This window comes from Embleya australiensis (genome assembly GCF_051903075.1).
Taxonomy (GTDB): domain Bacteria; phylum Actinomycetota; class Actinomycetes; order Streptomycetales; family Streptomycetaceae; genus Embleya.
In genome coordinates this window covers 6725193-6752010 of the sequence record NZ_CP182422.1, presented here as the reverse complement: position 1 = coordinate 6752010, position 26818 = coordinate 6725193, and the positions used below count along the sequence as shown (strand labels likewise).

The following is a 26818-nucleotide window of genomic DNA, read 5'->3' as shown; positions in this document are numbered from 1 at the left end:
GTCACGCACTGAGGCATGCCCTGCATCATGCCCTCAATCAAGAACGATCGATCCGAAAAGACTGTCGGCGGCAAGGGGGGAATCGACATGACCAGCATCGGGATCGGCAACAAACCCGACCGCGCGCTCGGCCGCTCGACCGACCGAGCGCCCGGCGCCCGGGGCGGCGGGGCCTCGGCCGCCGGCGCGTTCGCGCTGCTCGGCACCGTGCAGGCCACGCTGATCTTCACGATCACCATCATCGGCGTGCCGCTGCCCGACATCGGCCGCGAGTTCGGCCTCGGTTCGGCGGATCTGGTGTTGCTCAGCGCCGCCTACGGGCTGCCGTTCAGCGGGTTGTTGCTGTTCGGCGGGCGGCTCGCGGACCGGTACGGCGGGCGCCCGATGTTCACCGCGGGCCTGGTCGTCTTCGGCCTGACCTCGGCGGTCGCCGCGTTCGCGCCGAACTTCGCGGTTCTGGTCGCGGTGCGCTTCGGGCAGGGGCTCGGGGCAGCGCTCACCGCGCCCGCCGCGATGGCCGTGCTGCGCGCGGTACATCCCGAACCGGGCGCGTACCGGCGGGCGATGGCGACCTGGGGCGGCCTGTCCGTCCTGGGCGCCGCCACCGGCAACCTGGCCTCGGGCGTGCTCACCACGTGGGTGTCCTGGCGCTGGATGTTCGCCGTACCGGTCGCCGTCGCCGCGCTCGGGCTGCTGCTTGCGCCCTCACGGCTGCCCCGCGCGTCCGTGCCGGCGTCGCGACGCCGCCCCGGCCTCGATCCGCTCGGCGCGGTCCTGGCCACGATCGGCATCACGCTCGCGGGCTACGGACTGACCGTCACCGGCGACCACGCCTGGACGTCGACCGCCGTCCTCCTCCCGCTCGGCGCCGGCGTGGTCCTGCTCGCCGCGTTCCTGGCGGTCGAGCGCCGGGTGGCCGATCCGCTGCTGCCCCCGGGCTTCGTCCGTGATCGGCGCCGGATCCTCGGCCTGATCGGGGTGTTGCTCGCGGCCACCAGTACGGGTTTGATCAGCTTCCTGATCTCGCTCTACCTCCAGCGGGAACACGGCTGGTCGCCGCTCGCGACGGCCGGCGCGTTCGTCCCGTTCACCGTCGCCCTGATCGGGGCGGGCCGGGCGGCCGGACCGCTGATCGGGCGGTACGGTCCCGTCCGCGCCACCGCGGCCGGGCTGGTCGTGGGTGCCGCCGGGTTGTTCCTGCTCGCCCGGATCGACCACCCGAGCCGCTACCCCGTCGACCTGCTGCCCGGCCTGGTGCTGCTCCCGATCGGCGCCGCCCTCGTCTTCGCGGGCACCGCCGTGCTGACCACCAGGGACGTACCCGCCCACCGGGCGGGCCTGGCCGGCGGCGTCCTCAACACCGCGATGGAACTCGGCCCCACCGTCGGCCTGGCCGCGCTGATGTCGGTGGCCGCCACGCGGACCGACCCGATCCGCGGCTACGCCTGGGCCTTCGGCACCGCCGGAGTCGTCTTCCTGCTGACCGCGGTGGCGGCGGCGGTCCTGGTCCGGGACGGGGGTCCGGACCAGGACGGCGGTCGGGGCCAGGAGCGGGACAGCGAGCAGGCCCGAAACCCCGACCGCGCCCCGTAGTTCACCACCGAACCCGACCATCCCCCGCCCACCGACCCACCATCACCGCACCACCACACACCTCGGGAGACACCACCATGTCCGCACGTTTCACCGCCAAGACCGTCCTCGTCACCGGCGCCGGCTCCGGTGCCGGCCGGGCGATCGCGCTCGCCTTCGCCCGTGAGGGTGCCGCGGTCGTGGTCGCGGGGCGCAGCGCCGCGCCGCTGGAGGAGACCGTCCGGCTGATCGAGGCCGACGGCGGGCGCGGCGCGGCCGTCACCGCCGACGTGACCGACTCGACGAGCGTGGCCGCGCTCGTCGCCCGCACCGTCGAACTCTTCGGCGGCCTCGACGTCGCGGTCAACAACGCCGGCGCGATCGTCGGCGTGGGTCCGCTCGCCGACCTCGACGAGGCCGACTTCCGGGCCACCCTGGACATCAACGTGACCGGCACGTGGTTGTCCATGAAGCACGAGATCGGCCACATGCGAGCCAACGGCGGCGGCGCGATCGTCAACATCTCGTCCAACCTCGGTGCGCACGGCCGACTGGCCAACCTCGGCGCCTACGTCACCTCGAAGGCCGCGGTCAGCGCGCTCACCCGCAACGCCGCGCTCGACCACATCGGCGACGGTGTACGGATCAACGCGGTCAGCCCCGGCCCGCTGGACACCTCGATGTCGCTGCGCAGCGGCGAGACCGAGGCCGAGCGGTCGGACCGGATGAAGGCGCAGAACCCGTCCGGCCGGGTCGGCGACCTCGCCGAACTCGCCGCCGCCGTGCTGTACCTGGCCTCGGACGAGGCGGGCTTCGCGGTGGGCACCGACCTCGTCCTCGACGGCGGCGCCACCGCCTGACCGGCGGATTCACCCCCTCCGGCCCGGCCGCCGTCCTCCGACGCGCGCCCGGGCCGGCTCGGCGTTTCGATGGCGATCGTGTCGGGTTCAGGCCGAGGTCGTCGGGATCGCCAGTTCCAGACTCGCCGGGATCGCCGCGAAGGCCCGCTCCAGGTGCCCGGCCAACCCCGGTCCGGCGCCCCTCGCGGTCCACTCCCGCTGCGCCCAGTGCCACGCCGCGAGCATCGTGTCGAGCGGCAGATGCAACAGGATCCGCTCCGGCGCGTCCGGGCCGAGCCGGTCGGCGAGCGTATCCACCACCGCGTCGGTGGTGTCCGCGCAGAACCGCAGGCTGAGCGCGTTCAGCGCGGGGGTGGCGTCGGCGATCCGCCGGCTGGCGGCGAAGCGGTCCGCCCAGTCCGCCGGCATGGCGCCGAGGGTCTCCGTGAGGGCGTCCTGATAGATCGTCAGGACGCGTCCCGCCAATGGGCGTTCGGCCAGGTCGACGAGATAGGCGGTCCACAGCTCGCGCTCGGGGGCGAGGGCCACGTCCTCCTTGGACGCGAAGGTGCGAAAGAACGTGCGCTTGGAGACCTCCACCGCGCCGACGATCTCGTCGAGCGTCGTCGCGTCGAAGCCCTTGGTGGTGAACAACTCCAGGGCGGCCGCGGCCAACGCCTGCCGCGTGCGCAGCTTCTTGCGTTCCCGCAGCGGCAGTTCGGTGGTCATGATCCCACTCTACCCACACATGCCCATCGGTCGCCAAAGCCCCTTGTAAGCAAATGCCACTCAGTGGCACAGTGGGTCGCGGCGAGCCCCCACCCGGGCTCGGCAGTCCGGCCCGCACCAGCCTCGGAGTCACCATGCGCGCCCTTGTCATCGACCACGCCGTCGCGTCACATCTCACCCTGGCCGAGGTGCCCGACCCCGAGCCCGCCCCGGACGAGGCGCTGATTCGGGTCCGGGCGATCTCGATCAACGCGGGTGAGGTGCTCTTCGCGGTGCCGTCCGGGGCGAACGGCACGATCCCCGGCTGGGACGCGGCCGGCGTCGTGGAGCGCGCCGCCGCGGACGGGTCGGGCCCCGCGGTGGGCACCCCCGTGGCCACGCTCGGCGGGGACGGCGCCTGGGCCGAACTGCGTGCCGTACCGACGCGACAGTTGGGCGTGATGCCCGCCGACCTGCCCATGGCGTCGGCCGCGGCACTGCCCGTGGCGGCCCTGTCCGCCCTGCGCACCCTGCGCCGGATGGGCCCGATCCTGGGTCGGCGCGTGCTGATCACCGGCGCGGGCGGCGGGGTGGGCCGGTTCGCCGTACAACTGGCCGCGCGCGGCGGCGCCGAGGTGGTCGCGGCCACCGGGGAACCGGCCCGGGTCGACGAACTGCGCGCGCTGGGCGCGGCCGAGGTGCTGACGGGGGGCCTGCCGTACGAGACGGCCCCCGTGTACGGCGTCCTGGACAACGTCGGCGGGCCGCATCTGACCGCCGCCCACGACCTGTTGGCCTCCGGCGGCACGCTCGTCGCGCTCGGCCATTCCACGGGCGAGGGCGAACAGTTCGCATTCGGCGCGCTGTTCGGCGACGCGGGCCGGCACAACCGCTCGATCGTCACCTATTTCCTGCTCGACGACCTCGCGGGCGTCGACGCCGACCTCACCTGGCTCGCCACCCGAACCGCACACGGCGACCTCGACCCACAGATCGCGTGGCGCGGCTCCTGGACCGACATCGCCGAGGCGGCGACCCTGCTGAGCGACCGCAAACTCGGCGGCAAGGCGGTGTTGACCGTGACCGACGACCCCACGGCGGCGTGAACGGCCGAACACCGAGCGGGCTACCCCTCCAAGCCACGGACCCCCAGGACGGCGTGTCCGTCGAATCCGGCTTCCGTTCCCGCCCGGCCGGCCATGTGCGCGATCGTCTCGGCGTCGACGGGCGTGCCCACCAGCACCGTCGCCTCCGGCGCCTCGGCCGGTGTCAGCAGGGACATCGCGAACCGCGGCGACACGCCGCGAACCGGCCGGGTCGCCACCGTCCTGGGCGCGAACACCCCGACCGCCCGGCAGTCCCACCATGGCGCCAAGTCCGGGCGCGCCGACCGCAGTTCGGCGACGATTTCGGCGCCGCGCGGCTGTTCGGCGCGGGTGCGCAGGTGGCGCACGAGGTCGAGGGCGATCGCCTCGTGCGCGGGGAAGTGCGCACGGTACGCGGGGTCGGTCAGCAACATCGACAGCAGGTTGCGGCGCTCGGCCGGCATCTCGGCCGGGTCGGGCGCGATCACCCGCCAGGCGTGGTTCCAGGCCACCAGGTCCAACGCGGGATCCAATACCAGCGCCGGACTGATCGGCCAGCCCTCGACCATCGCCCGCAGTGCGTCGACCGGCATCGGGCCCGGCTCGGCCGGCACGTGGAAGCCGGCCAGTTCCAGGACGTGCCGGTGGGCGTCGGCGTCCAGGCGCAGCGTGCGCGCCACCGCTTCGAGCACCTGCCGCGAGGTGTCCACCCGGCCCTGCTCCAGCCACGTGTACCAGGCCACGCCCACCCCGGACAGCGCGGCGACCTCCTCGCGGCGCAGCCCGGGGGTGCGGCGGCGCGGCGAGCGGGGCAGCCCGATGTCCTCGGGGGCGAGCAGTTCGCGGTGCGCGCGCAGGAACGCGCCCAACTCGTGCCGGTGATCGTGCTCGTCCCGAATGCCCATCGGCCCAGCCTATGACCGCCGCTCACCGTATAAGCCGGAGCCTGGCTCGACGCCGGGGGCGGCGCGAGGGTGGTGGACGTACCGACGCACACCGCCGGGCGGCGCCGCCGAGGGCCGCCGGCCATCCGTAAAGGAACCGTTCCCGATGACCGACACACCCGTCACCGTCCCCGCATGGACCGAGGGCGCGCCCACCGACCCCACCGCGGACATCATGTGGCGCCGCAGCAACGACTCGTCCACGCTGACCACGCCGCGCGCGTTCATCCGCGTCTTCGTAGAGCCCGGCGGCCTGGAGGCGGCCGCCGGGTTCTACGAGGAACTCCAGGGCGTGGAGCGCGACATGTGGTTCACCTTCCGCGAGTTCGGCATCGCCCTCGCCGCGGTCGGCGGCTTCCTGCTGATCGAGGGCGAGCCGGCCACGGTGGAGCGGTTCCGATCCACCACCGGCACCCTCCTGGTGCCCGAGCTGGCGCCCTACCTGGACCGCCTGGCCGCGGCCGGAGCCGAGATCACCGAGGCGCCGCGCCGTGTCCCGACCGGATCCGGGTTCACCGCGCGGCACGCCGACGGCACCCTGGTGGAGTACGTCGAGCACCGTCCGACGGCGGACGGCCGCTGACCCGTCCGCTACCCGGTGTGCGCGGCGCGGTCGCCGAGCACCCGTTCGCACTCGTCCCGGGCGGCGGTGCTGAGCAGGGGGCGAAAGCCCGCCAGCAGGTCCCGGAGGCCCGCGCCGTAGCGGTCGCGGGCCTCCGGGCCGACCCTGACGATGTCGAGTTCGTTGGCCGCGGTCAGTTCGGCGAAGTCGCGGCGTTCGGCCTCGGCGGGCAGGTAGGTCCGGCCGGTGAAGCGGTCCCGGAACGGGCCGTCGACCAGGGTGGGGTGGCTGGTGGCCCGGTCGCAGCTCGCGTAGAAGTAGACGATGCGCTCGGCGTCCACGCCGATCCGGCCGGCCAGTTCCGCGCGGCGGTCCAGCGGGAGCAGGTGGGGGGCGAAGCCGTCCGTGCCGTAGAACGCGTGACACAGGCCGGCCGTACGCAGTGCCGGTCGCGCGCCCCAGGAGTCGAGCAGCGCCTCGACCCGGGTCAGGTGGGCCAGCAGCGTTCCGCCGGGATGTTCGATGCGGTCCGCGCCGAGCATCCGGATGTAGTCGACGATCATGTGCACCCCTTGCCATGTAATGGGTCGGCGCCGGTTGTCCGGTGGCCGCCCGATGACGTCGGGGCAAACGATAGCGCTGACGGACCGTCAGATCACAGCACCTCGGTCATACACCTTGCGAACAGGCGCTCGGGCCGCGTCCCACGACGCCACGGGTGATCGACCTGCCGGGAATGCCTGCGCGGGCGTCCGCTTTGTGGATAGGGATGGATCGGAAGCGGTAACGAACGAGTACGGAGATCTGCATCGTGGGACCCGATCAGTTCTGTCTGGTGTTGTTGCGACGCATGGGCGATTACCAGCCCGATCTGGTCGCCGATGCCGTCCGCGAGTTGGAGTTCACCCGGGCCCGGATGCGCGAGGTGAACGCGCAGTGGCAGCGCATGGTGCGCAGCCGGGCGGTCGGCGGCCCCGGGCGCGCCTATCGGGCCGCACTGGGCGAACCGCACGGACGCACCCAACGCGCGATCGGGGATCTCACCGCCGAGGCGCAGTGGTGGACGTTGCCGCTGTGGCCGGAGTTGCGTTTCGAGATCCTGACCGGCCCCGACGGTCGGGTCTGGCAGGAGTGGCTGGTTCGCGCCGACCCCACCACGACCCCGCCCGCCGAAACGGTGGCGGACCTGCGCCCCTGGGACTTCGTGATCGCCGACGTCGCGGCGGCCTTCCCGACCCTGCGCCACACCGAGGGCTCCGCGCCCGGTCGCTGGGCGAGCGTGATCACCGAGAACGGCGTCGAGCACCGCGTCGACTTCACCTGGGGCCTGCTCCAGAACGTCACCCGCCTCGACTGAGCGGGTGCCCCGGCTCACCGGTGGCGTGCCGCCGCGCGCAGCGCCCCCGCGCGCTACAGGCGCGGGAGGCGCATCCGGGTGAGGCGGCCGCCCTCCACGGGCGCGGCGTCCGTGGTGCGCACGGCCAGGGAGCGGTAGGTGCCGGGGACCGTGGCCACCCAGAAGCGGTCGGCGAAGATCGTCGCGGGCGCCTGGAGCACGAAGCGGCCTCGGCGGAACTCGATCCGCGGCGGCACGCCGTCCTCGGGCAGCACGCCCCACGCCAGTGCCCAGGCCGGCTCGCGGCGGGCCGAGCGCAGCGCGCCGCGCAGCAGCGTCGGCGCCAGGGTGGAACCGGCCACCGCCACGTCGATCAGGCGGTAGCCCGCGTATACCTCCAGCGCGGGGCGGCCCCGCGAGCCCCGGCCCACCCGCATCGTGCAGTCGCTGAGCCGCAGATACAGTTCGGCGGTCGTGTGCTGCATAACGTCGGTCATGGCGCCCCCGTTCGAAGCCCCCGACGGGTCAGTCCCCTCGGGCCACACCAGGATTCGCCTTCGGGGTACTTCGCCGCATCGGCTGTACGAACCGTTTCCGCGTCACCGTCTACTCCCCCTGTAGGACGGAGTTATTGCTCGTCACTCCCCCGAGCGAGCGAGGCGCGCGATTCAGGCGGCGCCGGGCACGGCCAGTCCGGTCTCGTAGGCACAGATCACCGCGTGCACCCGGTCGCGCAGGCCGAGCTTGCCCAGGATGCTGCTGACGTGCGTCTTCACCGTATGTTCGCTGACCACGAGGGCCTCGGCGATCTCCGCGTTGGACATCCCGAGGGCCAGGCAGCGCATCGTCTCGCGCTCACGCGTGGTCAACACGGCCAACCGCTCGAAGGGTTGGGGCTGCTGCTCCGTACGGGGTAGTCGGCGCGTGTAGTCGGCGATCAGTCGCCGGGTCACCGACGGCGCGAGCAGTGCCTCGCCGCTCGCCACCATGCGCACCGCGTGCACCAGGTCGTCGCGCCGTACGTCCTTGAGCAGGAACCCGGCCGCGCCCGCGTAGAGCGCGTCGTAGACGTACTCGTCGACGTCGAACGTGGTCAGCATGACGATCCGACACGCCGGCGCCTCGGCGGACACCACCCGGGCCGCCTCGATGCCGTCCATCCGCGGCATCCGGATGTCCAGGAGCAGTACGTCGGGCCGGTGCGCGCGCACCGCCTCGATCGCCGCCACCCCGTCGCCCGCCTCGGCCACCACCGAGATGTCGGACTGCGCGTCCAGGATCATCGCGAAGCCGCTGCGCACCAGTCCCTGGTCGTCGGCGACCACCACCTTGATCGTCATCGCACCACCCGCGTCGGGTCGAGCGGGATGCGCAGCGCGACCTCGAACCCGGGCCCGGTCACCCGCGGTCCGACCACCACGCTGCCCCCGCACGCGCTGGCCCGCTCGCGGATGCCGATCAGCCCGTGGCCCCCGCCCGGACGCGGCCGACCGCCCCGCCCGTCGTCGGTGATGGTGATCCCCATCGTGTCCTCGCCCCATTCGAGTCGTACGGTCACCGTCGTGGCCTGCGCGTGCCGGACCGCGTTGGTCAGCGCCTCCTGGACCACACGGTACGCGGCGATCTCCGCGTCGGAGCGCAGCGGTCGACGCTCGCCGACGCTCTCGTAGACCACCTTCAGATCGGTCCGCCCGACCTCGGCGACCAGGTCGGCGATATTGGCCACGGTGGGCTGCGGCGCCCGGGCCCCGGCCTCCGCGTCGTCCTTGAGTGTGCCCAGGATGCGCCGGAGTTGGACCATCGCGTCGCGCCCGGCGTCGGCGATCGCGTCGAACGCCGCCTCCGCGCGGGCCGGATCGCTGCGCACCACCACCGGACCGGCCTCGGCCTGCACGGTCATCAGGCTCACCGCGTGCGCGAGGATGTCGTGCATGTCCCGGGCGATCCTGGCCCGTTCGCGGGCGGCGGCCCGGGCCACCTCGGCGTCGGCGCGCCGGATCTCCAGGTCGCGCTCGTGCTCCAGTCGCCGGGTGCGCTCCTCGATCTCGGCGATATAGGCGGTGCGGTGCCGGGTGGCCAACCCGAAGGCGGCGGCGGCGGTCAGCGTCAGGATGTCCAAGGTGGCCTGTTGCGGCGGCTGGTTCTTGGCGAACTCCACCATCAGCGTGATCGGCAGGGCCAGCACCGCGACGGCGATCCGCTCCCAGTGCCGACCGAGCGAGAAGACCGTGTAGATGGCGATCGTCATGCCGAACTGGAAGGACTGGCCGGGCCGATGGTGCAGCGAGGCCGGTACCGCGAACAGCGCGACCACACACGCGACCACGAACGGCTGCCGGCGCCGCCAGATCAGCGGGATCGCGGTCCCGCTGAGCAGGAGGAACCCGAGCCGGTACGGCGAGCGCAGGTAGATCAGGAACGGCAGCGACACCAGGAACTGCACCAGCAGCGCGATCATGACGTCGAGCAGTTGCGGATCGATCCGCCGCATCAGGTCGCGGGTGTGCCGGGCGCGGTCGCGGACGTGCCGGTCGGCGTCGCGCGCGGCGTGGTGATCGAGGCAGGGATGATCGGCGTCGTGCGCGGCGAGGTGGTCGGACATACGGCGTACTCCTGGGTGGGCGTCCCCGACAGTGTCGCGGTTGCGCGTTCGGCGGCGCTTCGCTCTCGCGAGGGATCTGCCCACCCGGGGTGGGGCGGCGCGGCGGGGCCGCTCGGGTAACGATCGAATCCGTGCGCCGGCGGCGAACGCGCACCCCGTTGGCGATTCGCTTGCCGTCGCGTCTGGTACGACTGGGGGCATGGCTACCGGCAACCGCTTCGTCTCCGACCGCGACCGTTCGACGCCGGCGGCCCGGTGCGGCCGGCCGGCGGGTGCGGTCGCGCGCACATTCGGCCGCCGAAAAAGTGCGGGGGCGCGGCCGTGCGGCCACTGAGGCGGGGCCAGGTGTGGACGATTCCCACCGTCGGCCGCGAACGCACCTTCATGATCGTGCAGAACGACCACGTCGCAGCGCTGCATCCGGGCGCGGCGTTGTGCGCGCTGGTGGACACCATCGGCGACCGCCGCGAGTCGCTGGTCACGGTGCGGATCACCAGCCCGGTCGAGGGTGTGGTGCTCGCTCCGGACCTGTATACGTCGCGGCATCACCGCTTCGAGCAGGGCACGTATCTGGGTGACGTCGGGCCGGAGGAAATGGAGCAGGTGGACGTGGCGTTGCGGGCCGTTCTGGGGTTGTGAGCAGCGGGGTGCCGATGTCCGGACGCGGCAGGCTCGTTCAGGTCTCCAGCGGCTTCAACTCGGCGGCGAACGCGGCCAGGAACGTGGTCCACGAGCGCGGTGTCGTGGCGGGGCGGATCACGAACTTGCTCACCCCGGCCGCCGCGTAGCGCCCGATCAACGTGCGCGCGGCGGCCCATCCGGTGGGCACCAACTCGGCGATGTCCACGTCGGGTCGCCGCCGGCGCAACGCGCCGAAGTCGCGGCCCGGTTCGTCCTCGAACGCGACGATCAGGCTCATCCCGTAGTGGTCGTCGTCGACGGTACGCCCGGCCTGTACCGCGGCGGCCTCGATCGTGCGTCGCGCCTCGGCGGCCTCGTCGGGGGTCAGCGCCGCGCCGAGCCATCCGTCGCCGAGCCGACCCACCCGGCGCAACGACCGCGGTCCGCCGCCGCCCAGCCACAGGTCCAGGGGGCTGGCCGGGCGCGGGCCGATGGTGACGTGGTCGAGGGTGTGGTACTTGCCCTCGAACGAGACGTCCTCCCCTTCGAGCAGCAGCCGCACGACGGTCAGCGCCTCGTCCATCACCTCGCCGCGCGGCCCCGGGATCGGGAACAGCGGCCGCTCGCGCGCGGTCGCGTGCTGCACGCCGAACACCGGCAGGATCCGGCCCGGCGCGAGCGCGGCCAGGGTCGCCAACTCCTTGGCCACCGCGACCGGGTTGCGTCCCGGCAGTACGGTCACCCCACTGCCGAGCTTCAGGCGCGAGGTACGGCCGGCCGCGTAGCCGATGCCGACGAGGGGGTCGGGCAGGTCGCCGCCGAGCAGGTCGGGCAACCACAGCGAATCGACCCCGAGTTGCTCCATGTGCACGACCAGGTCGCCGAACGTGACGGGGTCGGCGGGGTCGCGCGGCCCGAGGCCGACGCCGATGCGCAATTTCATGGGCCAAGCCAAGCCCGGATGCCGGACCCGGTCAAGGAAGGCTCGGCCCGGCGGCCGACAACCGCTCCGCCGCGGCGCGCAACTCGGTGATGTAGCCGCGGCGTTCGGTCGGGCCTACGGCGGCCCGCAGCGGGCCGATCTGGAGTTCGTGGGTGGGCCGACCGTGCGCGTCCCGTACCGGCGCGGCCAGATGGCTCAGCGGCAGCGTGCGATCCGAGGTCAACTCGGCGTCGGTGTAGGCGTGTGCGCTGATCGCGGCGAGTTGGTCGAGCACTCGGGCGCGCAGTTCGGCCCGTCCGGGGTGTTCGTCCAACAGGCCCACCACGTCCCGCAGTACCGGCAACAACTCGGCCGAGTCGCGGCGCGGTCGCCACGCGGCCACGCCATGCGCGCGGATCGTGTCCAGCACCGGGGCCGACTCGGGTGCGTGCGCGAGCCAGGCGGTACGTTCGGCGGCCGGCCGCCAGGGCATCACCGCGGCGCCGGCGGGCGGGCGCAGCGGCAGCCGGGTGCCCACCTCGATCCCGGCCGGCACCCGACCCGGTCCCGGCTCGACCGCGACGAACACCACCTGATCGACGCCGACCAGCGACAGGGCCACCCCGCACCCGACCCGCGTCGCGAGTTCGGCCAACACCTCCGCCGCGGCGGCCGGCAGCCGTACCCGGGCCCGGACCGCGTCGGCGACGGCGAGCAGTCCGGCGCCCAGCGTGTACAGCCGATCCGGCCCGCGCAGCACCCAGCCGGGCGCTTCCAGGGCGGCGAGCACCGCGGTCGCGGTGGACCGGTTCAGGTCGAGCCGGGCCGCCACCTCGGACACGCTCAACCCGCGTGGCGCGGCGGCCAGCAACTCGACGACGGCCACGACCCGTTCGGTGGGCGGTGACGCGACCACGGGCACCCCTTGCTCCGGTCGGACGACATCCCTAGAGTCAACGAATATACGTCACTTCGACGACGAATATTCGTCACCCGGTCACACCGACGGGCTGCCGTCGTCGCCGGAGCTTCGGCCGAGGAGGCTGGATGCCCATCGACCCGTTCGACCCCCGCGCGCCCTTCGACATCGAAGGCCACGACTTCGCCTTCGACGACATCCCCGACCTGCACGGCGTGCTCGCCACCGCGCGGGCGCGCAAGCCGTACGCCGTCGTGCCGTTCCTGGGGACCAGGGCGCTGCTGTTGCTGACCCACGACCTGGTGACCGCCGCGTTCAAGGACGAGGATGCCTTTCCCGCGTCCGCGATCTACGCCGCCACCACCGAACCCGTGCTCGGCCACACCATCCAGTGCATGCGCGGCGCGGAGCACCGGATCAACCGCAAGCTCGTGGTGCCGGCCTTTCGACGTCGGGTGGTCACCGAGCAGGTCGAGGCGATCCTGGAACCGCTCGCCCACGAGCTGGTCGACGGCTTCGCGGCGCGCGGCGAGGCCGACCTGGTCGCCGAGTTCACCCACGGCTACCCGGTCCGGGTGATCACCCGGCTGCTCGGGCTCCCCATGGACGACGAGGAGCGCTTCCGGCGCTGGGCGGTCGACCTGTTCCACTTCCCGATGGCGCCGGAGGCGGCCGAGCGCGCGTCGCGCGAGTTCACCGAGTACGTGACGCCGATCGTCGCGCGTCGGCGGCGGGATCCCGGCGACGACCTGCTCTCCACCCTCGCGTGCACCGAGGCGGAGGGGCGTCGGCTCACCGACGAGGAGATTCTGTCCTTCCTGCGGCTGCTCTTCCCGGCGGGCGCCGACACCACCTATCTGGGCCTGGGCAACGCCCTGTTCGCCCTGCTCACCCATCCCGAGCAATTGTCCCGGACACTCGCGGACCCGGATACCGAACTCGAGTGGGTGGTCGAGGAGGCGCTGCGCTGGGAGCCGCCGGTGGGCCTGCTGCCGAGGATGTGCCCCGCTCCGGTGTCCGACTGGCAGGGCCTCGGCCTCGACATCCCGGCGGAGACCCCACTGATCTTCGCGATCACCGCCGCGAATCGGGACCCGGCCCGGTATCCCGATCCCGACGTGTTCGACATCGGCCGCCGTATGCGCGCCACACTCGCCTTCGGCGACGGACCGCACGTATGCCTGGGCACGTGGTTGGCACTCGCCGAAATCCGAGCCGCCCTGAAGGTTCTCCTCGAACGCCTACCGAAACTGCGACTCACCGCACCCACCCGGGTACGCGGCCTGCTCGGCACGGCGCTACGCGGCCCGGAGTCCCTACCGGTCCGCTTCGGACGCTGAACCGGCGCGCACCCGTCCCCTGTCGGCCGGCAACCGGTATCCGGCGACGTGGTGCGGCCGGCGTGCGCTATCGCGGCAGGGTGATGCGGAAGGTGGTGCGGCCCGGTTCGGAGTCGACGGTGAGCGTGCCGTCGTGGCGTTGCACGATGATGCGGTACGAGATGTCGAGGCCCAGGCCGGTGCCCTCGCCCAGGGCCTTGGTGGTGAAGAACGGTTCGAAGATCCGGTCCTGGATGTCGGGCGCTATGCCTGGGCCGCTGTCCTCGATCTCGACCACCACCGACGCGGTGTCGGCGCGGGCGCGCAGGGTCAGCGTGCCCTTGCCGCCCATCGCGTCTGCGGCGTTGTCGATCAGGTTGGTCCACACCTGGTTCAACTCGGCCGGATACGCCTGGATCCTGGGCAGGTCCTCGGCGTACTCGCGCTCGACCCGGATGTCGCGCAGCGGGCCGGCCAGCATGGCCACCGTGCTGTCCAGGCCCTTGCGCAGGTCGGTCTCCTGGTAGGGGGCCCGGTCCATCTGGGTGTACTGTCCGGCGGCGGCGAGCAGATCGGTGATCCGGCCCAGCGCGTCGGCGACCTCGTCGAGCAGCGCCTCGCCCTCCAGGTTGGCCGCGAGCCAGGTCAGTCCTGGGCGCGCCGCCGCACCGAGCGCCGTGCCCGCGTCCCGGGCCCAGTCCTCGTACAGGCCGACGTTGACGAACGACGGCGCCGTCTCGTACGCGTCCGGCAGGTCCAAGTCCTCGAAGATCTCGGCCACTTCGTCGGTCCGGTCGGCGAACTCCAGCGGCCGCAGCCTGGGCGGCTCCACCTCCCGTCGGGCCAACACCTCGGCCTGGAGCCGGTCCAGCGCCTCCAGCGCGTCGGCGGCGGCGCCGCAGCGGGCCAGTTCGGCCCGGGCCCGGCGCAACTCCCCCAGCCGGGTGCGCAGGTTCGCCGCGGCTCGCTCGGCCGCCGCGGCCGGGTTGCCCAGTTCGTGGGTGAGCCCGGCGGTGAGCGTGCCGAGCGCGACCATACGCTCGCGCTGCCCGACCGCCGATCCGGTCCGGCGCCCGCCCAGGAACATGCCCGCGACCAGGTGCGCGGCCATCGGGAACCACTCGGTGAAGGCCTGCGCCAACTGGGCGGCCGGCAGCACGAAGAAGGTCGAATCGACGTGTGTGCGCGCGGTGTTGCCGTACGCGTGCACCGCCGGGGTCGCGCCCTCGCCGTCCAGGGCCAGTGCCGCGCCGACGTAGGCGCCGCGCATCGACGAGCGGTGCACCTCCAACTCACCGCCGCGCACCGTACGGTTCATCGTGACCTCGCCGGTGAGCAGCACGAAGAAGCACTCGCCGGGATCGCCCTCGTGGTAAAGCGTGGTGTTCGCCGGGAACGCCTTGACCTTGCCGTGCGCGCACAGCCAGTTCAGATGTTCGTCGGGCAACTTCTCGAACAGGAACAGGGTGCGCAGCTCCTCCGGCGGCAACACGTCGCACACGCTCATCGTGATCCCTCCGTCGCCGGGGTGCGGGTGTCGGCCGGGGTCGCCGCGGCGCCCGGCCCGCCCGGATCCTCGCCCGGCTTCCGGGTGTCCAGGGTGTCCAGATAGCGGTGCACGAGCATCACCGTCATCGCGCCCTCCCCGACCGCCGAGGCGACCCGCTTGACCGAGGCCGCGCGCGAGTCGCCCGCGGCGAACACCCCGGGCACCGCCGTCTCCTGGACGAACGGCGGGCGACTCCAGCCGTCGAGTTCGCCGTCGCAGTCGTCGAGCAGTTCGCCGCCGGTGAGGATGTAGCCGTCCCGGTCGCGCCGCACGCCGCTGCCGTCCAGCCACCCGGTGCGGGGGCTGGCGCCGATGAAGACGAACAACCACGACGCGGGCACGGTCTCCTCCGTGCCCGAGTCCCGGTCGCGCAGGGTGAGTTCGCGCAGTCGCCCGGTGCCGTGCGCCCGGGAGACCTCGGTGCGGACCCGGACCTCGACGTTGGGGATCTGCTCCAACTGCTCGATCAGGTAGTGCGACATGGACGCCTCCAGGCCCGCGCCGCGCACCAGGATGATGACCCTGCGGGCGTAGCGGGAGAAGAACACCGCCGCCTGCCCGGCCGAGTTGGCCGCGCCGACGATGTACACGTCCTGGTCGCGGGTGTCGGGCCCGGTGGTCAGTGCGGCGCCGTAGTACACGCCGCGGTCGGTCAATTCGGCCAGGCCCGGCGCGTCCAGGGTGCGGTAGGACACCCCGGTGGCGAGCACGACCGCGTGTCCCCGGGCGACGACGTCGCCGTCGCAGGAGATGGTGCGCACGTCGCCGTCCACGTGCAGACCGGTCACGTCGCGTGTACTGACTATCTCCGCGCCGAACTTGAGCGCCTGGCGGCGGGCGCGGCCGATGAACTGCGAGCCGGAGATGCCGTCGGGGAAGCCGAGGTAGTTCTCGATCCGCGAACTCTGCCCGGCCTGGCCGCCGGTGGCCTGGCGCTCCACGAGCAGCGTGCGCAGCCCCTCGCTGGCCGCGTACACCGCGGCCCCCAGGCCGGCCGGGCCGCCGCCGACGATCACCACGTCGTACAGGTCGTCGGACGCGGTCACCGACAGGCCGACGTACTCGGCCAGTTCGCCCTTGGACGGGCCGCGCAGCACGGTCGAGTCGGGGGCGATGACCACCGGCACGTCGGCCTCGGTGGTGCCGGTCTCGCGCAGCAGCCGGCGCGCCTCGGCCTGGCCGACGTCGTACCAGCGATACGGCACGCCGTTGTTGGCGAGGAAGTCGCGCAGCTCGAACGACGGCGCGGAAAAGCGCGCGCCGATCACCGTGGCCCAGCTCTCGTCCGGCACCGGCGCGGTCTCCCACGCGGTGATCAGCGAGTCGAGCACGGGGTAGAGCCGTTCCTCCGGTGGATCCCACGGCTTGAGCAGGTAGTGGTCGATGTCGACGTCGTTGATCGCCCGGATCGCGGCCCCGGTGTCCGCGTAGGCGGTGAGCAGCACCCGTTTCGCGCGTGGGTACCGGTGTGCGGCCTGTTCCAGGAAGGCCACGCCGTCCATCTGCGGCATGCGCTGGTCGGCGATCAGCACCGCGACCTGCTCGCCGCGCTCGTGCAGCTCGGCCAGCGCCTCCAGGGCCTGTGCACCGGATTCGGCGCGGACGATCCGGTGCCGGTCGCCGTACTGTCGCCGCAGGTCGCGGGCCACCGCACGGGAAACGGCCGGGTCGTCGTCGACGGTCAGCAGGACGGGCTTGTCCACGGTTTTCCTCACGGGCCTGGAGTGGTTGCACAAATGGGGACCACTGCCCGGTACCGGCCTCGGCCATGCGCCGGGCAGCGCGTGCGCCACGTTATCCCGTATCCGAAATCCGCAGCCGGGGAGTTCGGGGCCGGCCCCGGTGGCGACACCTTCGGCGAAGTCGGGCGCTTTGCCTGTCGGTCCACCACGAACATGCCTAACGTGGCGCTATGTCCGAGAAACGACGCCGCCCGCAGCGCGAGACCGTACAGGCCCTCGTCGGGGTGACGGTGATCGTGATCGGCCTGCTGGTGACCCTCGTCCTGCACCTGACCCACGACTCGCACGACCCGGAGCCGAGCCCGAGCCCGCTCCCGACCGCCACCGCGCCGCCGGCCTCCCCGTCGGTGGCGGCGGCCGGACATTAGCCGCGGCGCCGAGGAGGCAGCACGGGAGCCAAGATTCGCAGAGAGTTCTCTGCAAAAGATGCAGAGAACCCTTTGCAGAGAACTCTCTGCGTAATACCGTGGGCGTGTGAACCACTCCCGCCGGCGGATCGACGCCCGCAGCCTGCGCGCCCTCGCCCACCCCCTACGCATGCGCCTGCTCGAAATGTTGCGCCTCGACGGCCCCGCGACGGGGACCCACCTGGCCGCCCGCGTCGGCGAGAGCACCGGGACGGTCAGCTGGCACCTGCGCCATCTCGCCGAACACGGCTTCATCGAGGACGCCCCGGACCGCGGCACCCGCCGCGAGCGCTGGTGGCGCGCCGTGGTCGACCCGAGCGACCTGCGCACCACGGATTTCCGCACGGACCCGGAGACCCGGGGCGCACTCGATGTCTACATGCGCGAGTCCTTCCGACAGCAGGGTGAGCGTCTGATCGAATCCTTCGGCGACGCCGAGGAAATGGGCCCCGAGTGGGTGAACGCCCGCACCGCCTCGGACTGGAGCGGTGTACGACTGACCGCCGACCAACTGGCCGAACTCAACCGTCGGGTCGTCGATCTGATCCACCAGGCCACCCGCGGCCCCGAACAACCGGGCGCCGCGACGGTCGTGCTCCAGTTCCATTCCTTCCCGCGTCGACCCAAGGACTCGACGACGTCGACGGAGTCGGCCGAGTCGCTCCGAACCACCACCCAACCGGATCCCCCCACCGAACCCGACGAGGACTCCTCATGAGCGGCCTGCTGCACCGCCATCACGATTTCCGCCTCCTGTGGTTCGGCGAGACCACCGGCAAGTTCGGCGCATCGGTGACCGGCGTGGCGATGCCGCTGATCGCGATCTCGACCCTGGACGCGAGCACCTTCGAGATCGGCCTGCTCAGTGCCGCGGCCTGGCTGCCGTGGTTGCTGATCGGTCTGCCGGTCGGCGTCTGGGTGGACCGGATGGCCCGCCGCCCGATCATGCTCGCGGCCGCGGCGTCCTCCTTCGCCCTGTTCCTGGCGGTACCGGCGGCGCACCGGGCGGGCCTGCTCAGCATCGGTCTGCTGCTGACCGTCACGCTGGCGACGGGGGTGTCGGCGGTGTTCTTCCAAACCGCGTATACCGCCTACCTGCCCGGCATCCTCACCCCGGCCGACCAGGCCGAGGGCAACAGCAAACTGCACGGAAGCGCGTCCGCGGCGCAGATCGCCGGGGTCGGCGCGGGCGGCCTGATCGCCCAGGCCGCGGGCGCCGTGAACGGCATGTTCGTCAACGCGGGCACGTTCCTGACCTCGTTCGTCTGCCTGTTCCGCATCCGCCACCGGGAGCCGGCACAGGTCGTACCCACACACGCGGAGCGTTCGCTGCTCCGGGAAATCGGCGAGGGACTGCGACTGGTCGCACACGACCCGTGGCTGCGTACGTTCGCCCTCTTCGGTGGCACGTCCAATCTCGGCCTGGTCGGCCTCCAGTCGATGCAACTGGTTTTCCTGATCCGCACGGTCGGCGTCGGCGAGGGCACGGCCGGCGCCCTGGTCGCGGCGGGCGCGCTCGGCGGCGTCGCGGGCGCGTTCGTCTCCCGCCGCGTGTCGTCGCGGATCGGCACGGCCCGCGCGTTCCTGCTCTTCGAAATCGGCGTGTCGAGCCTGGTTCTGCTGATCCCGCTGACCACCACCGGGGTAGGCCTGAGCGTGTTCGTCTGCGGCTCGTTCGCGATGTCCGGCGGAGTCGTGGCCGGCAATGTGATCAAGTCGAGCTTCCAACAGCAGTATTGCCCGCCGCGGTTGCTCGGCCGCATCACCGCGAGCATGCAATTCGTCAACTACGGCACCATCCCGCTCGGCGCGGTGCTGGCCGGTGCGCTGGGCTCGGCGGTCGGGGTCCGTACCACCATGTGGGTCATGGCCGCGGCCATCCCGGCCGCCGGCTCGGTCCTCCTGGTGTCCCCGGTGCGCCGCTGCCGCGACCTGCCGGCGAGCGTCCGAGCCGTCGCCGGCTCCAAGGAGCCACGCACGGTGGCCTGACCAGGGGGCGATCACCCCGACGGGGCGGCCGGCACCGGAAGTTCCGGCGGCCGGTCGCCCCGGGCCCGGCGGGTCCGGGACCCGGTCAGATCCGGGCGGATCGACGCCCCGCCGACCGCAGATACACCGCCCACGTGAGCACCAGGCAAAACGCGTAGTACCCCAGGAACGCCAGATAGGCGGCGTCCCCGCGCCCGGAATTCAGAAACGACTCGCGAAACGCGATGTTGACCAGAACCCCGCCCAGCGCGCCGACCGCCCCCGCGATACCCATCAACGCCCCCGAAGCACGCCGCGCGGCCGGTCCCGGGCCGAGTCTGACCGCGAATATCGCGGGGATCATCTTGTACGCCGAGCCGTTGCCCAAACCGCTGAACACGAACAGCAGCACGAATCCGGCCAGGAACAGACCGAGCGATTCCTGCCGCGAGGCGACATAGACCACGAAAGCGGCGCCGGCCATCGCGACGAAATTCCAGAACGTCACCCGCGCCCCGCCCCACCGGTCGGCGAGCAATCCGCCGACCGGACGCACCAGCGAGCCGAGCAGCGGCCCGAGAAAGGTCAGATAGGCGGCCTTGACCGGCGTCGCGAACTCGGCGTGGAACTGCACCTGCAATACCTGCCCGAAGGCGAAACCGAATCCGATGAACGACCCGAACGTGCCGATATACAGCAGCGACATCACCCACGTGTGCGGATCCCGCGTCACCTCCCGCATCGCGCCCTTGTCGTTGCGCAACGACGGGAGGTTGTCCATGTACCGCGCCGAGAGCACCGCGGCGAGCACGATCAGCGGGATGTACACCGCGAGCAGCAGCCGTGGATGCTCGGCGCCGGCCGTCGCCAGCACGGCCAGTCCGACCAGTTGCACGGCCGGCACCCCGAGGTTGCCGCCACCGGCGTTGACCCCCAGTGCCCACCCCTTCAACCGCTGCGGGTAGAACGCGTTGATATTGGCCATCGACGAGGCGAAGTTGCCGCCCCCGACGCCGGCAATCGCCGAGACCACGAGCAGCGTGCGATACGAGACGCCGGGCTCCAGCACGATCGCGATGGACATCGTCGGCGCCAGCAGCAACAGCGCACTCGCCACGGTCCAGTTCCGCCCGCCGAAACGAGCGACCGCGAAGGTGTAGGGAATCCGCATCGCCGCGCCGACGAGCGTCGGTACGGCGGTCAGCGTGAACTTCTGCGCGGGGTCGAACCCGTACTCGGGCCCGAGGAAGAGCACGATGACCGACCACAAGCTCCATACGGAGAAGCCGATGTGCTCCGACAGCACCGAGAACACCAGGTTGCGCCGGGCGATTCGAGCGCCCACCCGATCCCAGAATGCCTCGTCCTCGGGCCGCCAGTCGTCGAGCGGCCGATCGCTCCCGGCCGGTGCACTCACGGTTGTCGTCGTTGTCGTCACGGGAACCTACCTGTCCGGAAGGGCATCAGAACCGACGTCCCGTGACGGTAGAAACCCCAGGTTTCCACACAACGCGCCCGCCGCCTCAACGACGCTACATCTCGCTCAACACCCCGATCCCGGGCTGTGAGAATCCGTCGAGCGAGCGTCGCGGATCGCCCGGCGCCCACGGCTCGTGCCCGCCTACCTGACACTCACCCGACTACTTGACGGCCACTCGGCCGGTTTCGGGAGAGAGTGGGACGCGCATCGGCCGCCCGAGATCAGGAGTCACCCGTGACCGCGACCAACGCCCCCTCCCCCGCTCCCGAGCACGACTCCGAGTTCGCCGTCGCGGTCAAGGCCCTGAACACGCACCTGTCCGGCACCGCGCTCACCCCCGAGGACCCCGGCTACGACACCGAACGCACCGGATTCCAGACGGCCTTCCGACAGCGACCGGCGCTGATCGTGGCCGCCGCCCGCGCCGAGGACGTGCGGCTCGCCGTCGAGTTCGCCCGCACGCACGCGCTGCGCGTGTCGGTCCAGGCCACCGGACACGCGCCCGCCGACGCCGCGCCCGGGGGCCTGCTGATCTCCACCCGCCGGATGGCCGAGGTAAGCGTCGACCCGACCGCCCGGACCGCCCGGGCCCAGGCCGGCGCCCGCTGGGAGGCCGTGGTCGCCGCGAGCACCCCGCACGGGCTCGCCCCGCTCAACGGCTCGGCGCCGCACGTCGGCGTGGTCGCCTACACCCTCGGCGGCGGCCTGAGCCTGCTCGCCCGCGAGTACGGCTACGCGGCCGACCACGTCCGCGCGATCGACGTCGTCACCGCCGACGCCACGCTGCGCCACGTCACCGCCGAGAGCGACCCGGATCTGTTCTGGGCGCTGCGCGGCGGGCGGGACAACTTCGGCATCGTCACCTCGATCGAGGTCGAGCTGGTGCCGGTGGCACGGGTGTACGGCGGCTCGCTGATCTTCGACGCCGACCTGGTCGAGGCGGCGACCGCGGCGTATCTGGCCTGGACCGAGACCGTCCCGGAGGAGCTGACCTCCTCGATCCTGTTCATCGGCCTGCCCGACATCGAGCAGGTGCCGCCGCCGCTGCGGGGCCGGCACACCGCGGCGATCAAGATCGTGTACAGCGGCGACGCCGCCGACGGGGAGCGCCTGGTGGCCCCGCTGCGGGCGGTCGGCCCGCGCCTGGTGGACAACCTGGCCGACCTGCCGTACGCCGACTCGCACACGATCCACGCCGACCCGACCTACCCGCACGCCTACCTCGGCGACAACGTCCTGGTCCGCGACCTGGACGCCGCCGTGGTGGGCAAGGTGTACGAACTGACCGGTCCGAACGCGCCGATGATGGTCGTGCACGAGGTGCGCCACCTCGGCGGCGCGCTGTCCCGGCAGCCCTCGGTGCCCAACGCGGTCGGCGGGCGCGACGCGGGCTACATCGTGCGCGTGGTGGCGATGGTCGAGGGCCCGGGGCCGGACGCCGCGCGCGCGTTGCTGGCCGACGTCCACGCCGTGCTCGACCCGCTGTCCGTCGGGCGCAACCTCAACTTCGTCTACGGCGACGGGGTCCCCAGCGACCCGGACAAGGTCGCGTCGATGTACGACCCGCGGAGTTGGACCCGGCTGCGCGACCTCAAGGCGGCGCACGATCCGGGCAACCTCTTCACCGGCAACCACAACATCGCGCCCGCCGACGCGTCGTGACACCGGGCCGCCGGGCGAGCGCGCGACGCTGCGCCCTCGCCCGGCGGCGATTCAGGAACGGGCCCGCACCCGCCACGTCGGCAGCGCCGCCGGCGTCCCGTCCGGGGTGGTCGGCTCGTCCAGGCACTCGCCCGTGCGCAGGTCGAACGCCTGCTGGTACATCGGCGACGTGACGATCGGCACCCCGCCGCGCCGACCCACGATGCCGCGCGACATGACGTAGGCGCCGCTGAACGGGTCGCGGTTGCCCAGCGCGTACAACTCGCCCGCACGCGTACGGAAGACGGCGACCTGCTCGCCCTCGATCAACGCCGCCACGCCCCGCCCCGGGGTCAGCCGGTCGTACGGGCAGATCGTGACCCACCCGGTCCCGGCGGCGATCTCGACCGTCGTCTCGAAGGCGGCCCCGGTCGTACCCGTCACCCGCACACCTCCCATGTCCCCGACGCCACGGATCCGCCCCGCTCCCGCTCGGCCGCTCATCGCCCGCGCACCTCCAACCTCTCGAACAACACCGGCTTGATCTGCTCGCGCTCCGCGGTGAACCGCACGGTCGGGTCCGGCACGCCCGGCGCGTTGGCGAACGACACGAAGCGGCGCACCCGTTCCGGGTCGGCCAGCGTCGCGGCCCATTCGTCCTCGTAGGTCTCCACGTGCCGGGCCATCAACTCGTCCAGGTCGGCGCAGATCCCCAGTGCGTCGTCCATGACCACCGCGCGGACGTGGTCGAGGCCGCCCTCGATCCGGGTCAGCCACGACGCGGTGCGCTCCAGCCGGTCGGCGGTGCGGATGTAGAACATCAGGAAGCGGTCGATGGTGCGGATCAGCGTGTCGTGATCGAGGTCGCTCGCGAGCAGTTCGGCGTGGCGCGGGGTGGTGCCGCCGTTGCCGCCGACGTACAGGTTCCAGCCCTCGGCGGTGGCGATCACCCCGAAGTCCTTGCTCTGCGCCTCAGCGCACTCCCGGGTGCAGCCGCTCACCGCGGACTTGAGCTTGTGCGGCGAGCGCAGGCCCCGGTAGCGCAGTTCCAACTCGATCGCGAGCGCCACCGAGTCCTGCACGCCGTAGCGGCACCAGGTCTGCCCCACACACGACTTCACCGTGCGCAGCGCCTTGCCGTACGCGTGGCCCGACTCGAATCCGGCCGCCACCAGGCGCTGCCAGATGCTCGGGAGCTGGTCGACGGTGGCGCCGAACATGTCGATGCGCTGACCGCCGGTGATCTTGGTGTAGAGGCCGAAGTCCCGGGCGATCTCACCGATCGTGATCAGCCCTTCGGGGGTGACCTCGCCGCCGGGGATGCGCGGCACCACCGAATAGGAGCCGTTGCGCTGGAGGTTGGCCAGGAAGTGGTCGTTGGTGTCCTGGAGCGCGGCCTGTTCGCCGTCCAGGATGTGTCCGCCGGACAGGCTCGCCAGAATCGAGCCGACGGCGGGTTTGCAGATCTCGCAGCCGTCCGCGTCGGGGCCCTCGGCGCTGCCGTGTTCGTCGATCAGCCGGGCGAAGCTGCCGATCCCCTTGACCCGGACGATCTCGTACAGCTCGGCCCGGGTGTGCCGGGCGAAGTGCTCGCACAACCCGCGCCGGGTCTCGATGCCCGCCGCGGCCAGTTCCTCCGTGACGATGCTGCCGATCACCTTCACACAACCGCCGCAGCCGGTACCGGCCTTGGTGCACCGCTTGACGCCGGGTACGTCGACCACGTCGTGCTCGGTGACCGCGGCCCGGATGGTGCCCTTGGCGACGCCGTGGCAGGAGCAGACCACGGCCGTGTCGGGCAGCGCGAGTCGCACGCGCGGGCCGGCGGCGGCGGGCAGCACCAGCTGTTCGGGCGGGACGGGGAGCGGGCTGCCGGTGAGCGGGCGCAATTGGGCGTACGCGTCGGCGTCGCCGACCAGGACGCCGCCGAGCAGCCGGCCGTCGGCGCCGATCACCAGCTTCTTGTACACGCCGGCGAGCGGGTCCGAGTACAGCACCTCCACACAGTCCTCGGCGACTCCGTGCGCGTCGCCGAAGCCGGCCACGTCCACGCCGAGCAGTTTGAGGCTGGTGGACAGGTCGGCGCCGGTGAAGGTGCGGTCCGGGTCGGGCGGGCCGGCGACGAGTTGTCGGGCGGCCACCTCGGCCATCGCATAGCCGGGCGCGACCAGGCCGTACACCCGCCCGTCGACGGCCAGCGCGCATTCCCCAATGGCCAGCACGTGCGGGTCGTCGGTGCGGCAGTACTCGTCCACCACGATCCCGCCGCGTTCGCCGACCGCCAGTCCGGTCGCGCGGGCGAGTTGGTCGCGGGGGCGTACCCCGGCGGAGAAGACCACCAGGTCGGTGGCCAGTTCGGTGCCGTCGGAGAGCACCATGCCGGCGACCCGACCCGCCCGGTCCACGATCGCCTGGGTGCCGGCGCCGGTGTGTACCGTCACGCCCAGGTCCTGGATCTTGCGGCGCAACACCCGGCCACCGCCGTCGTCGATCTGCAACGCCATCAGGCGTGGCGCGAACTCGACCACGTGGGTGTCCAGGCCCATCGCGGTCAGCGCCCCGGCGGCCTCCAGGCCGAGCAGCCCGCCGCCGACCACCACGCCGATCCGGGCCTGCTCGGCGGCGGCCTTGATCGCCTCCAGGTCCTCGATCGTGCGGTAGACGAAGCAGCCGGGGGTGTCGTGTCCGGGCACGGGCGGTACGAACGGGTAGGAGCCGGTGGCCAGGACGAGCGTGTCGTAGCCGACGGTGTGGCCGGCCCTGGTGGTCACCGTGCGGGCGTCGCGGTCGATCGTCTCGACCGGGTCGCCGAGCCGGATGTCGATCCCGTGCTCGGCGGCGAACCCGTCGCCGCACAGGGACAACTCCTCGGCCGTGGTGCCGGAGAACCACGACGTCAGGTGCACCCGGTCGTAGGCGCGCCGGGGCTCCTCGGCCAACACCGTGATGCGCAGCCCCGGCGGTCGCGGCTCGGCCTCGGTCAGCGCTTCGAGGAAGCGCTGACCGACCATGCCGTGGCCGACCAGGACCACGTGCGTCTGTTGGGCGTCGGTCACGAATGGACTCCTTCGAGGCGGGAACGGGGCGGGCGACTGCTGCTCACCGAAGCGTCCCGAGCCGCTGTTACGGGTCCTGGTCCCCGATGTTGCGCGAGCGGTACGGCCGGCTCACCCGGGGCGCCGGCGACGGTGAGAAGCCCGACACGATCGGGTGCCATTCGGGCACGCGGCCTTACCCCGGGGTGATCGCCCGGCAATACGTCCGTAACACCGGTCCGTCAATCTCACGACATGGTTACTCGTACAGGTGCGACCGAACCCCTCGTCGGGCTCACGGTCGGGGTCACGGCGGCCCGGCGGCGCGACGAACTCGTCGCGCTCCTGGAGCGCCGGGGCGCGAAGGTCGTGGGCACGCCGACGATGAGCATCGTGCCGCTGCGGGAGGACAAGGAGTTGCGCCGGGCGACCGAGCGCTGCCTGGTCGAGCCGCTGGACTACGTGGTAGCCACCACCGGGGTCGGTTGGCGCGGGTGGATGAACGCGGCGGAGGGGTGGGGGCGTTCCGGCGAGGTGCGGCGGGTGTGCGCGGCGGCGACGGTGATCAGCCGTGGGCCCAAGGCCACCGGCGCGGTGCGTGCGTCGGGGCTGCGCGAGATGTATTCGCCGGGTTCGGAGGCCAACGACGAGTTGCTGCACTGGTTGTTGGCGCGCGATCTGCGCGGGCGGCGGATCGCGGTGCAGGAACACGGCGCGCCGCTGGAGGGTTTCGCGGCGGCGCTGCGCGAGCGCGGCGCCGAGGTGATCGAGTTGCCGGTGTATCGGTGGGGGCCGCCGGAGGATCCGGCGGCCGTGCGGCGCCTGGTCGAGCAGGTGGTCCGGGGCGAGGTGCACGCGATGACGTTCACCAGCGCGCCGGCGATCGACGCGTTTTTGGCCGCGGCGGCCGAGTCGGGTCGGCGCGAGCAGGTGCTGGCCGCGCTGCGCGCCGACGTGTTGCCGGTGTGCATCGGCGCGATCTGCGCGAAGCCGCTGTCGGAGGAGGGTGTGCCGGCGTTGTGGCCGGAGCGCGGGCGGCTGGGGTCGATGGTGCGCACGGTCACCGAGACGCTGCCGGCGCGGGTGCGGCGCGAACTGGACACCGGGACGGACCGGCTGGTGCTGCAGGGCAACGCGGTGCTGGTCCGGGGCGGGGTGATCGCACTGTCTCCGGTGCCGGCAGCGGTGTTGCGCGCGCTGGCGGAAAAGCCGGGATGGGTGCTCAGCCGCGCCGAACTGCTGCGCCGCGTCTGGCAGGGCGCGAGTGCGGACGAACACGCGGTCGAGGCCGCGGTGGCCCGGCTGCGGAGCGCCCTGGGGCCGCACAAGGGGCTGGTCAAGACGGTGACGAAGCGGGGATATCGGTTGGCCGTGCCGGTGTGATGGGCGGCGGGGCCGGCGCGCCGTGGGGGCGTTTTTCGGCCATCGCCGGGAGCGGGCGCGGTCGTCGACGCCACGTTGTATTCCCTCGGACGGCCCGGCGACGATCGGCCCGAGAGCCGCCTGCCGTGGCGGCCGAGCCGGCTGTCGGCATCGGCCGGATCCGGCCGAAGGGTGGAAGGCCCCT

At 72.4% G+C, this 26818-nt stretch carries 25 protein-coding genes; 12 read left to right on the top strand and 13 right to left on the bottom strand.

The window, feature by feature from the left end; all coding sequences use genetic code 11:
• Positions 1–87 precede the first annotated feature (87 nt).
• Positions 88–1593: an MFS transporter gene (locus ACMXN5_RS29130; RefSeq protein WP_439677733.1), complete on the top strand. Its 1506-nt coding sequence runs from the start codon at positions 88–90 to the stop codon at positions 1591–1593.
• Positions 1594–1670: 77 nt separating this feature from the next.
• Positions 1671–2432 carry an SDR family NAD(P)-dependent oxidoreductase gene (locus tag ACMXN5_RS29125; RefSeq protein WP_439677732.1) on the top strand — a complete coding sequence of 254 codons (762 nt, stop codon included), beginning with the start codon at positions 1671–1673 and terminating at the stop codon, positions 2430–2432.
• 87 nt (positions 2433–2519) lie between these two features.
• Here the strand turns inward: ACMXN5_RS29125 and ACMXN5_RS29120 are convergent, their stop codons facing one another.
• Positions 2520–3140 carry a TetR family transcriptional regulator gene (locus ACMXN5_RS29120; protein ID WP_439677731.1) on the bottom strand — a complete coding sequence of 207 codons (621 nt, stop codon included), beginning with the start codon at positions 3138–3140 and terminating at the stop codon, positions 2520–2522.
• Positions 3141–3274: 134 nt separating this feature from the next.
• On the opposite strand from ACMXN5_RS29120, the gene ACMXN5_RS29115 reads away from it, so the two are divergent.
• A complete protein-coding gene (locus tag ACMXN5_RS29115) occupies positions 3275–4225 on the top strand; it encodes a zinc-binding dehydrogenase (protein ID WP_439677730.1) in 951 nt (316 codons plus the stop codon).
• Positions 4226–4245: 20 nt separating this feature from the next.
• On the opposite strand, the gene ACMXN5_RS29110 is transcribed toward ACMXN5_RS29115, so the two are convergent.
• Positions 4246–5109: a helix-turn-helix transcriptional regulator gene (locus tag ACMXN5_RS29110; RefSeq protein ID WP_439677729.1), complete on the bottom strand. Its 864-nt coding sequence runs from the start codon at positions 5107–5109 to the stop codon at positions 4246–4248.
• 145 nt (positions 5110–5254) lie between these two features.
• Here ACMXN5_RS29110 and ACMXN5_RS29105 point away from each other — a divergent pair, with 145 nt between their 5' ends.
• Complete coding sequence (locus tag ACMXN5_RS29105; RefSeq protein WP_439677728.1) at positions 5255–5731, top strand: VOC family protein; 477 nt, start codon at positions 5255–5257, stop codon at positions 5729–5731.
• A gap of 8 nt (positions 5732–5739) precedes the next feature.
• Here the strand turns inward: ACMXN5_RS29105 and ACMXN5_RS29100 are convergent, their stop codons facing one another.
• Complete coding sequence (locus ACMXN5_RS29100) at positions 5740–6273, bottom strand: DUF6817 domain-containing protein (RefSeq protein WP_439677727.1); 534 nt, start codon at positions 6271–6273, stop codon at positions 5740–5742.
• Between the two features lie 248 nt (positions 6274–6521).
• On the opposite strand from ACMXN5_RS29100, the gene ACMXN5_RS29095 reads away from it, so the two are divergent.
• Entirely contained in the window at positions 6522–7067 is a 546-nt protein-coding gene (locus ACMXN5_RS29095; protein ID WP_439677726.1) for a hypothetical protein, read from the top strand.
• Between the two features lie 53 nt (positions 7068–7120).
• On the opposite strand, the gene ACMXN5_RS29090 is transcribed toward ACMXN5_RS29095, so the two are convergent.
• The 3 genes from ACMXN5_RS29090 to ACMXN5_RS29080 form a co-directional block, all read right to left on the bottom strand.
• Complete coding sequence (locus ACMXN5_RS29090; protein ID WP_380001491.1) at positions 7121–7543, bottom strand: hypothetical protein; 423 nt, start codon at positions 7541–7543, stop codon at positions 7121–7123.
• A 171-nt stretch (positions 7544–7714) separates the two neighbouring features.
• Positions 7715–8386 (bottom strand): response regulator transcription factor, encoded by a 672-nt coding sequence (locus ACMXN5_RS29085; RefSeq protein ID WP_439677725.1) that lies wholly within the window; start codon positions 8384–8386, stop codon positions 7715–7717.
• On the bottom strand, positions 8383–9648 hold the full coding sequence (locus tag ACMXN5_RS29080; protein ID WP_439677724.1) for a sensor histidine kinase: 1266 nt from the start codon (positions 9646–9648) through the stop codon (positions 8383–8385). The genes ACMXN5_RS29085 and ACMXN5_RS29080 overlap by 4 nt, the downstream gene beginning before the upstream one ends.
• A gap of 345 nt (positions 9649–9993) precedes the next feature.
• Here ACMXN5_RS29080 and ACMXN5_RS29075 point away from each other — a divergent pair, with 345 nt between their 5' ends.
• On the top strand, positions 9994–10287 hold the full coding sequence (locus ACMXN5_RS29075; protein WP_126640024.1) for a type II toxin-antitoxin system PemK/MazF family toxin: 294 nt from the start codon (positions 9994–9996) through the stop codon (positions 10285–10287).
• A 37-nt stretch (positions 10288–10324) separates the two neighbouring features.
• Here the strand turns inward: ACMXN5_RS29075 and ACMXN5_RS29070 are convergent, their stop codons facing one another.
• A complete protein-coding gene (locus ACMXN5_RS29070) occupies positions 10325–11212 on the bottom strand; it encodes a TIGR03854 family LLM class F420-dependent oxidoreductase (protein ID WP_439677723.1) in 888 nt (295 codons plus the stop codon).
• Between the two features lie 31 nt (positions 11213–11243).
• Positions 11244–12107: a helix-turn-helix domain-containing protein gene (locus ACMXN5_RS29065; RefSeq protein WP_439677722.1), complete on the bottom strand. Its 864-nt coding sequence runs from the start codon at positions 12105–12107 to the stop codon at positions 11244–11246.
• Between the two features lie 131 nt (positions 12108–12238).
• On the opposite strand from ACMXN5_RS29065, the gene ACMXN5_RS29060 reads away from it, so the two are divergent.
• A complete protein-coding gene (locus ACMXN5_RS29060; protein WP_439677721.1) occupies positions 12239–13450 on the top strand; it encodes a cytochrome P450 in 1212 nt (403 codons plus the stop codon).
• A gap of 67 nt (positions 13451–13517) precedes the next feature.
• Here ACMXN5_RS29060 and ACMXN5_RS29055 read toward each other — a convergent pair whose 3' ends face one another.
• A complete protein-coding gene (locus ACMXN5_RS29055; protein WP_380001478.1) occupies positions 13518–14936 on the bottom strand; it encodes an ATP-binding protein in 1419 nt (472 codons plus the stop codon).
• The gene (locus ACMXN5_RS29050) at positions 14933–16681 is read right to left on the bottom strand and encodes an FAD-dependent oxidoreductase (protein ID WP_439677720.1); all 1749 of its coding nucleotides are present in this window, start codon (positions 16679–16681) and stop codon (positions 14933–14935) included. Before ACMXN5_RS29050 ends, ACMXN5_RS29055 begins: the two co-directional genes overlap by 4 nt.
• Before the next feature lie 209 nt (positions 16682–16890).
• Here ACMXN5_RS29050 and ACMXN5_RS29045 point away from each other — a divergent pair, with 209 nt between their 5' ends.
• From ACMXN5_RS29045 to ACMXN5_RS29035, 3 genes are all read left to right on the top strand, one after another.
• Entirely contained in the window at positions 16891–17088 is a 198-nt protein-coding gene (locus tag ACMXN5_RS29045) for a hypothetical protein (RefSeq protein WP_439677719.1), read from the top strand.
• Between the two features lie 106 nt (positions 17089–17194).
• Entirely contained in the window at positions 17195–17845 is a 651-nt protein-coding gene (locus tag ACMXN5_RS29040) for an ArsR/SmtB family transcription factor (protein ID WP_439677718.1), read from the top strand.
• The gene (locus tag ACMXN5_RS29035; protein ID WP_439677717.1) at positions 17842–19116 is read left to right on the top strand and encodes an MFS transporter; all 1275 of its coding nucleotides are present in this window, start codon (positions 17842–17844) and stop codon (positions 19114–19116) included. The genes ACMXN5_RS29040 and ACMXN5_RS29035 overlap by 4 nt, the downstream gene beginning before the upstream one ends.
• 85 nt (positions 19117–19201) lie before the next feature.
• On the opposite strand, the gene ACMXN5_RS29030 is transcribed toward ACMXN5_RS29035, so the two are convergent.
• The gene (locus tag ACMXN5_RS29030; RefSeq protein ID WP_439677716.1) at positions 19202–20512 is read right to left on the bottom strand and encodes a nitrate/nitrite transporter; all 1311 of its coding nucleotides are present in this window, start codon (positions 20510–20512) and stop codon (positions 19202–19204) included.
• Positions 20513–20809: 297 nt separating this feature from the next.
• Between ACMXN5_RS29030 and ACMXN5_RS29025 the strand changes: the two genes are divergently transcribed.
• Positions 20810–22237, top strand: coding sequence for an FAD-binding oxidoreductase (locus tag ACMXN5_RS29025; RefSeq protein WP_439677715.1), 1428 nt, complete (start codon positions 20810–20812; stop codon positions 22235–22237).
• Positions 22238–22288: 51 nt separating this feature from the next.
• Here ACMXN5_RS29025 and nirD read toward each other — a convergent pair whose 3' ends face one another.
• Positions 22289–22660 (bottom strand): nitrite reductase small subunit NirD, encoded by a 372-nt coding sequence (gene nirD, locus ACMXN5_RS29020; protein WP_439677714.1) that lies wholly within the window; start codon positions 22658–22660, stop codon positions 22289–22291.
• Positions 22661–22716: 56 nt separating this feature from the next.
• A complete protein-coding gene (nirB, locus tag ACMXN5_RS29015; protein WP_439678109.1) occupies positions 22717–25227 on the bottom strand; it encodes a nitrite reductase large subunit NirB in 2511 nt (836 codons plus the stop codon).
• A 279-nt stretch (positions 25228–25506) separates the two neighbouring features.
• Here nirB and ACMXN5_RS29010 point away from each other — a divergent pair, with 279 nt between their 5' ends.
• Complete coding sequence (locus ACMXN5_RS29010; protein ID WP_439677713.1) at positions 25507–26634, top strand: uroporphyrinogen-III synthase; 1128 nt, start codon at positions 25507–25509, stop codon at positions 26632–26634.
• The last annotated feature ends 184 nt before the right edge of the window (positions 26635–26818 follow it).

Coding starts and splice junctions, on each gene's coding strand:
- ACMXN5_RS29130 (WP_439677733.1), top strand. CDS start 88: ATGACCAGCATCGGGATCGGCAACAAACCCGACCGCGCGCTCGGCCGC.
- ACMXN5_RS29060 (WP_439677721.1), top strand. CDS start 12,239: ATGCCCATCGACCCGTTCGACCCCCGCGCGCCCTTCGACATCGAAGGC.
- ACMXN5_RS29045 (WP_439677719.1), top strand. CDS start 16,891: ATGTCCGAGAAACGACGCCGCCCGCAGCGCGAGACCGTACAGGCCCTC.
- nirB (WP_439678109.1), bottom strand. CDS start 25,227: ATGGTCGGTCAGCGCTTCCTCGAAGCGCTGACCGAGGCCGAGCCGCGA.
- ACMXN5_RS29070 (WP_439677723.1), bottom strand. CDS start 11,212: ATGAAATTGCGCATCGGCGTCGGCCTCGGGCCGCGCGACCCCGCCGAC.
- ACMXN5_RS29110 (WP_439677729.1), bottom strand. CDS start 5,109: ATGGGCATTCGGGACGAGCACGATCACCGGCACGAGTTGGGCGCGTTC.
- ACMXN5_RS29105 (WP_439677728.1), top strand. CDS start 5,255: ATGACCGACACACCCGTCACCGTCCCCGCATGGACCGAGGGCGCGCCC.
- ACMXN5_RS29125 (WP_439677732.1), top strand. CDS start 1,671: ATGTCCGCACGTTTCACCGCCAAGACCGTCCTCGTCACCGGCGCCGGC.
- ACMXN5_RS29080 (WP_439677724.1), bottom strand. CDS start 9,648: ATGTCCGACCACCTCGCCGCGCACGACGCCGATCATCCCTGCCTCGAT.
- ACMXN5_RS29010 (WP_439677713.1), top strand. CDS start 25,507: ATGGTTACTCGTACAGGTGCGACCGAACCCCTCGTCGGGCTCACGGTC.
- ACMXN5_RS29055 (WP_380001478.1), bottom strand. CDS start 14,936: ATGAGCGTGTGCGACGTGTTGCCGCCGGAGGAGCTGCGCACCCTGTTC.
- ACMXN5_RS29035 (WP_439677717.1), top strand. CDS start 17,842: ATGAGCGGCCTGCTGCACCGCCATCACGATTTCCGCCTCCTGTGGTTC.
- ACMXN5_RS29090 (WP_380001491.1), bottom strand. CDS start 7,543: ATGACCGACGTTATGCAGCACACGACCGCCGAACTGTATCTGCGGCTC.
- ACMXN5_RS29085 (WP_439677725.1), bottom strand. CDS start 8,386: ATGACGATCAAGGTGGTGGTCGCCGACGACCAGGGACTGGTGCGCAGC.
- ACMXN5_RS29115 (WP_439677730.1), top strand. CDS start 3,275: ATGCGCGCCCTTGTCATCGACCACGCCGTCGCGTCACATCTCACCCTG.
- ACMXN5_RS29100 (WP_439677727.1), bottom strand. CDS start 6,273: ATGATCGTCGACTACATCCGGATGCTCGGCGCGGACCGCATCGAACAT.
- ACMXN5_RS29120 (WP_439677731.1), bottom strand. CDS start 3,140: ATGACCACCGAACTGCCGCTGCGGGAACGCAAGAAGCTGCGCACGCGG.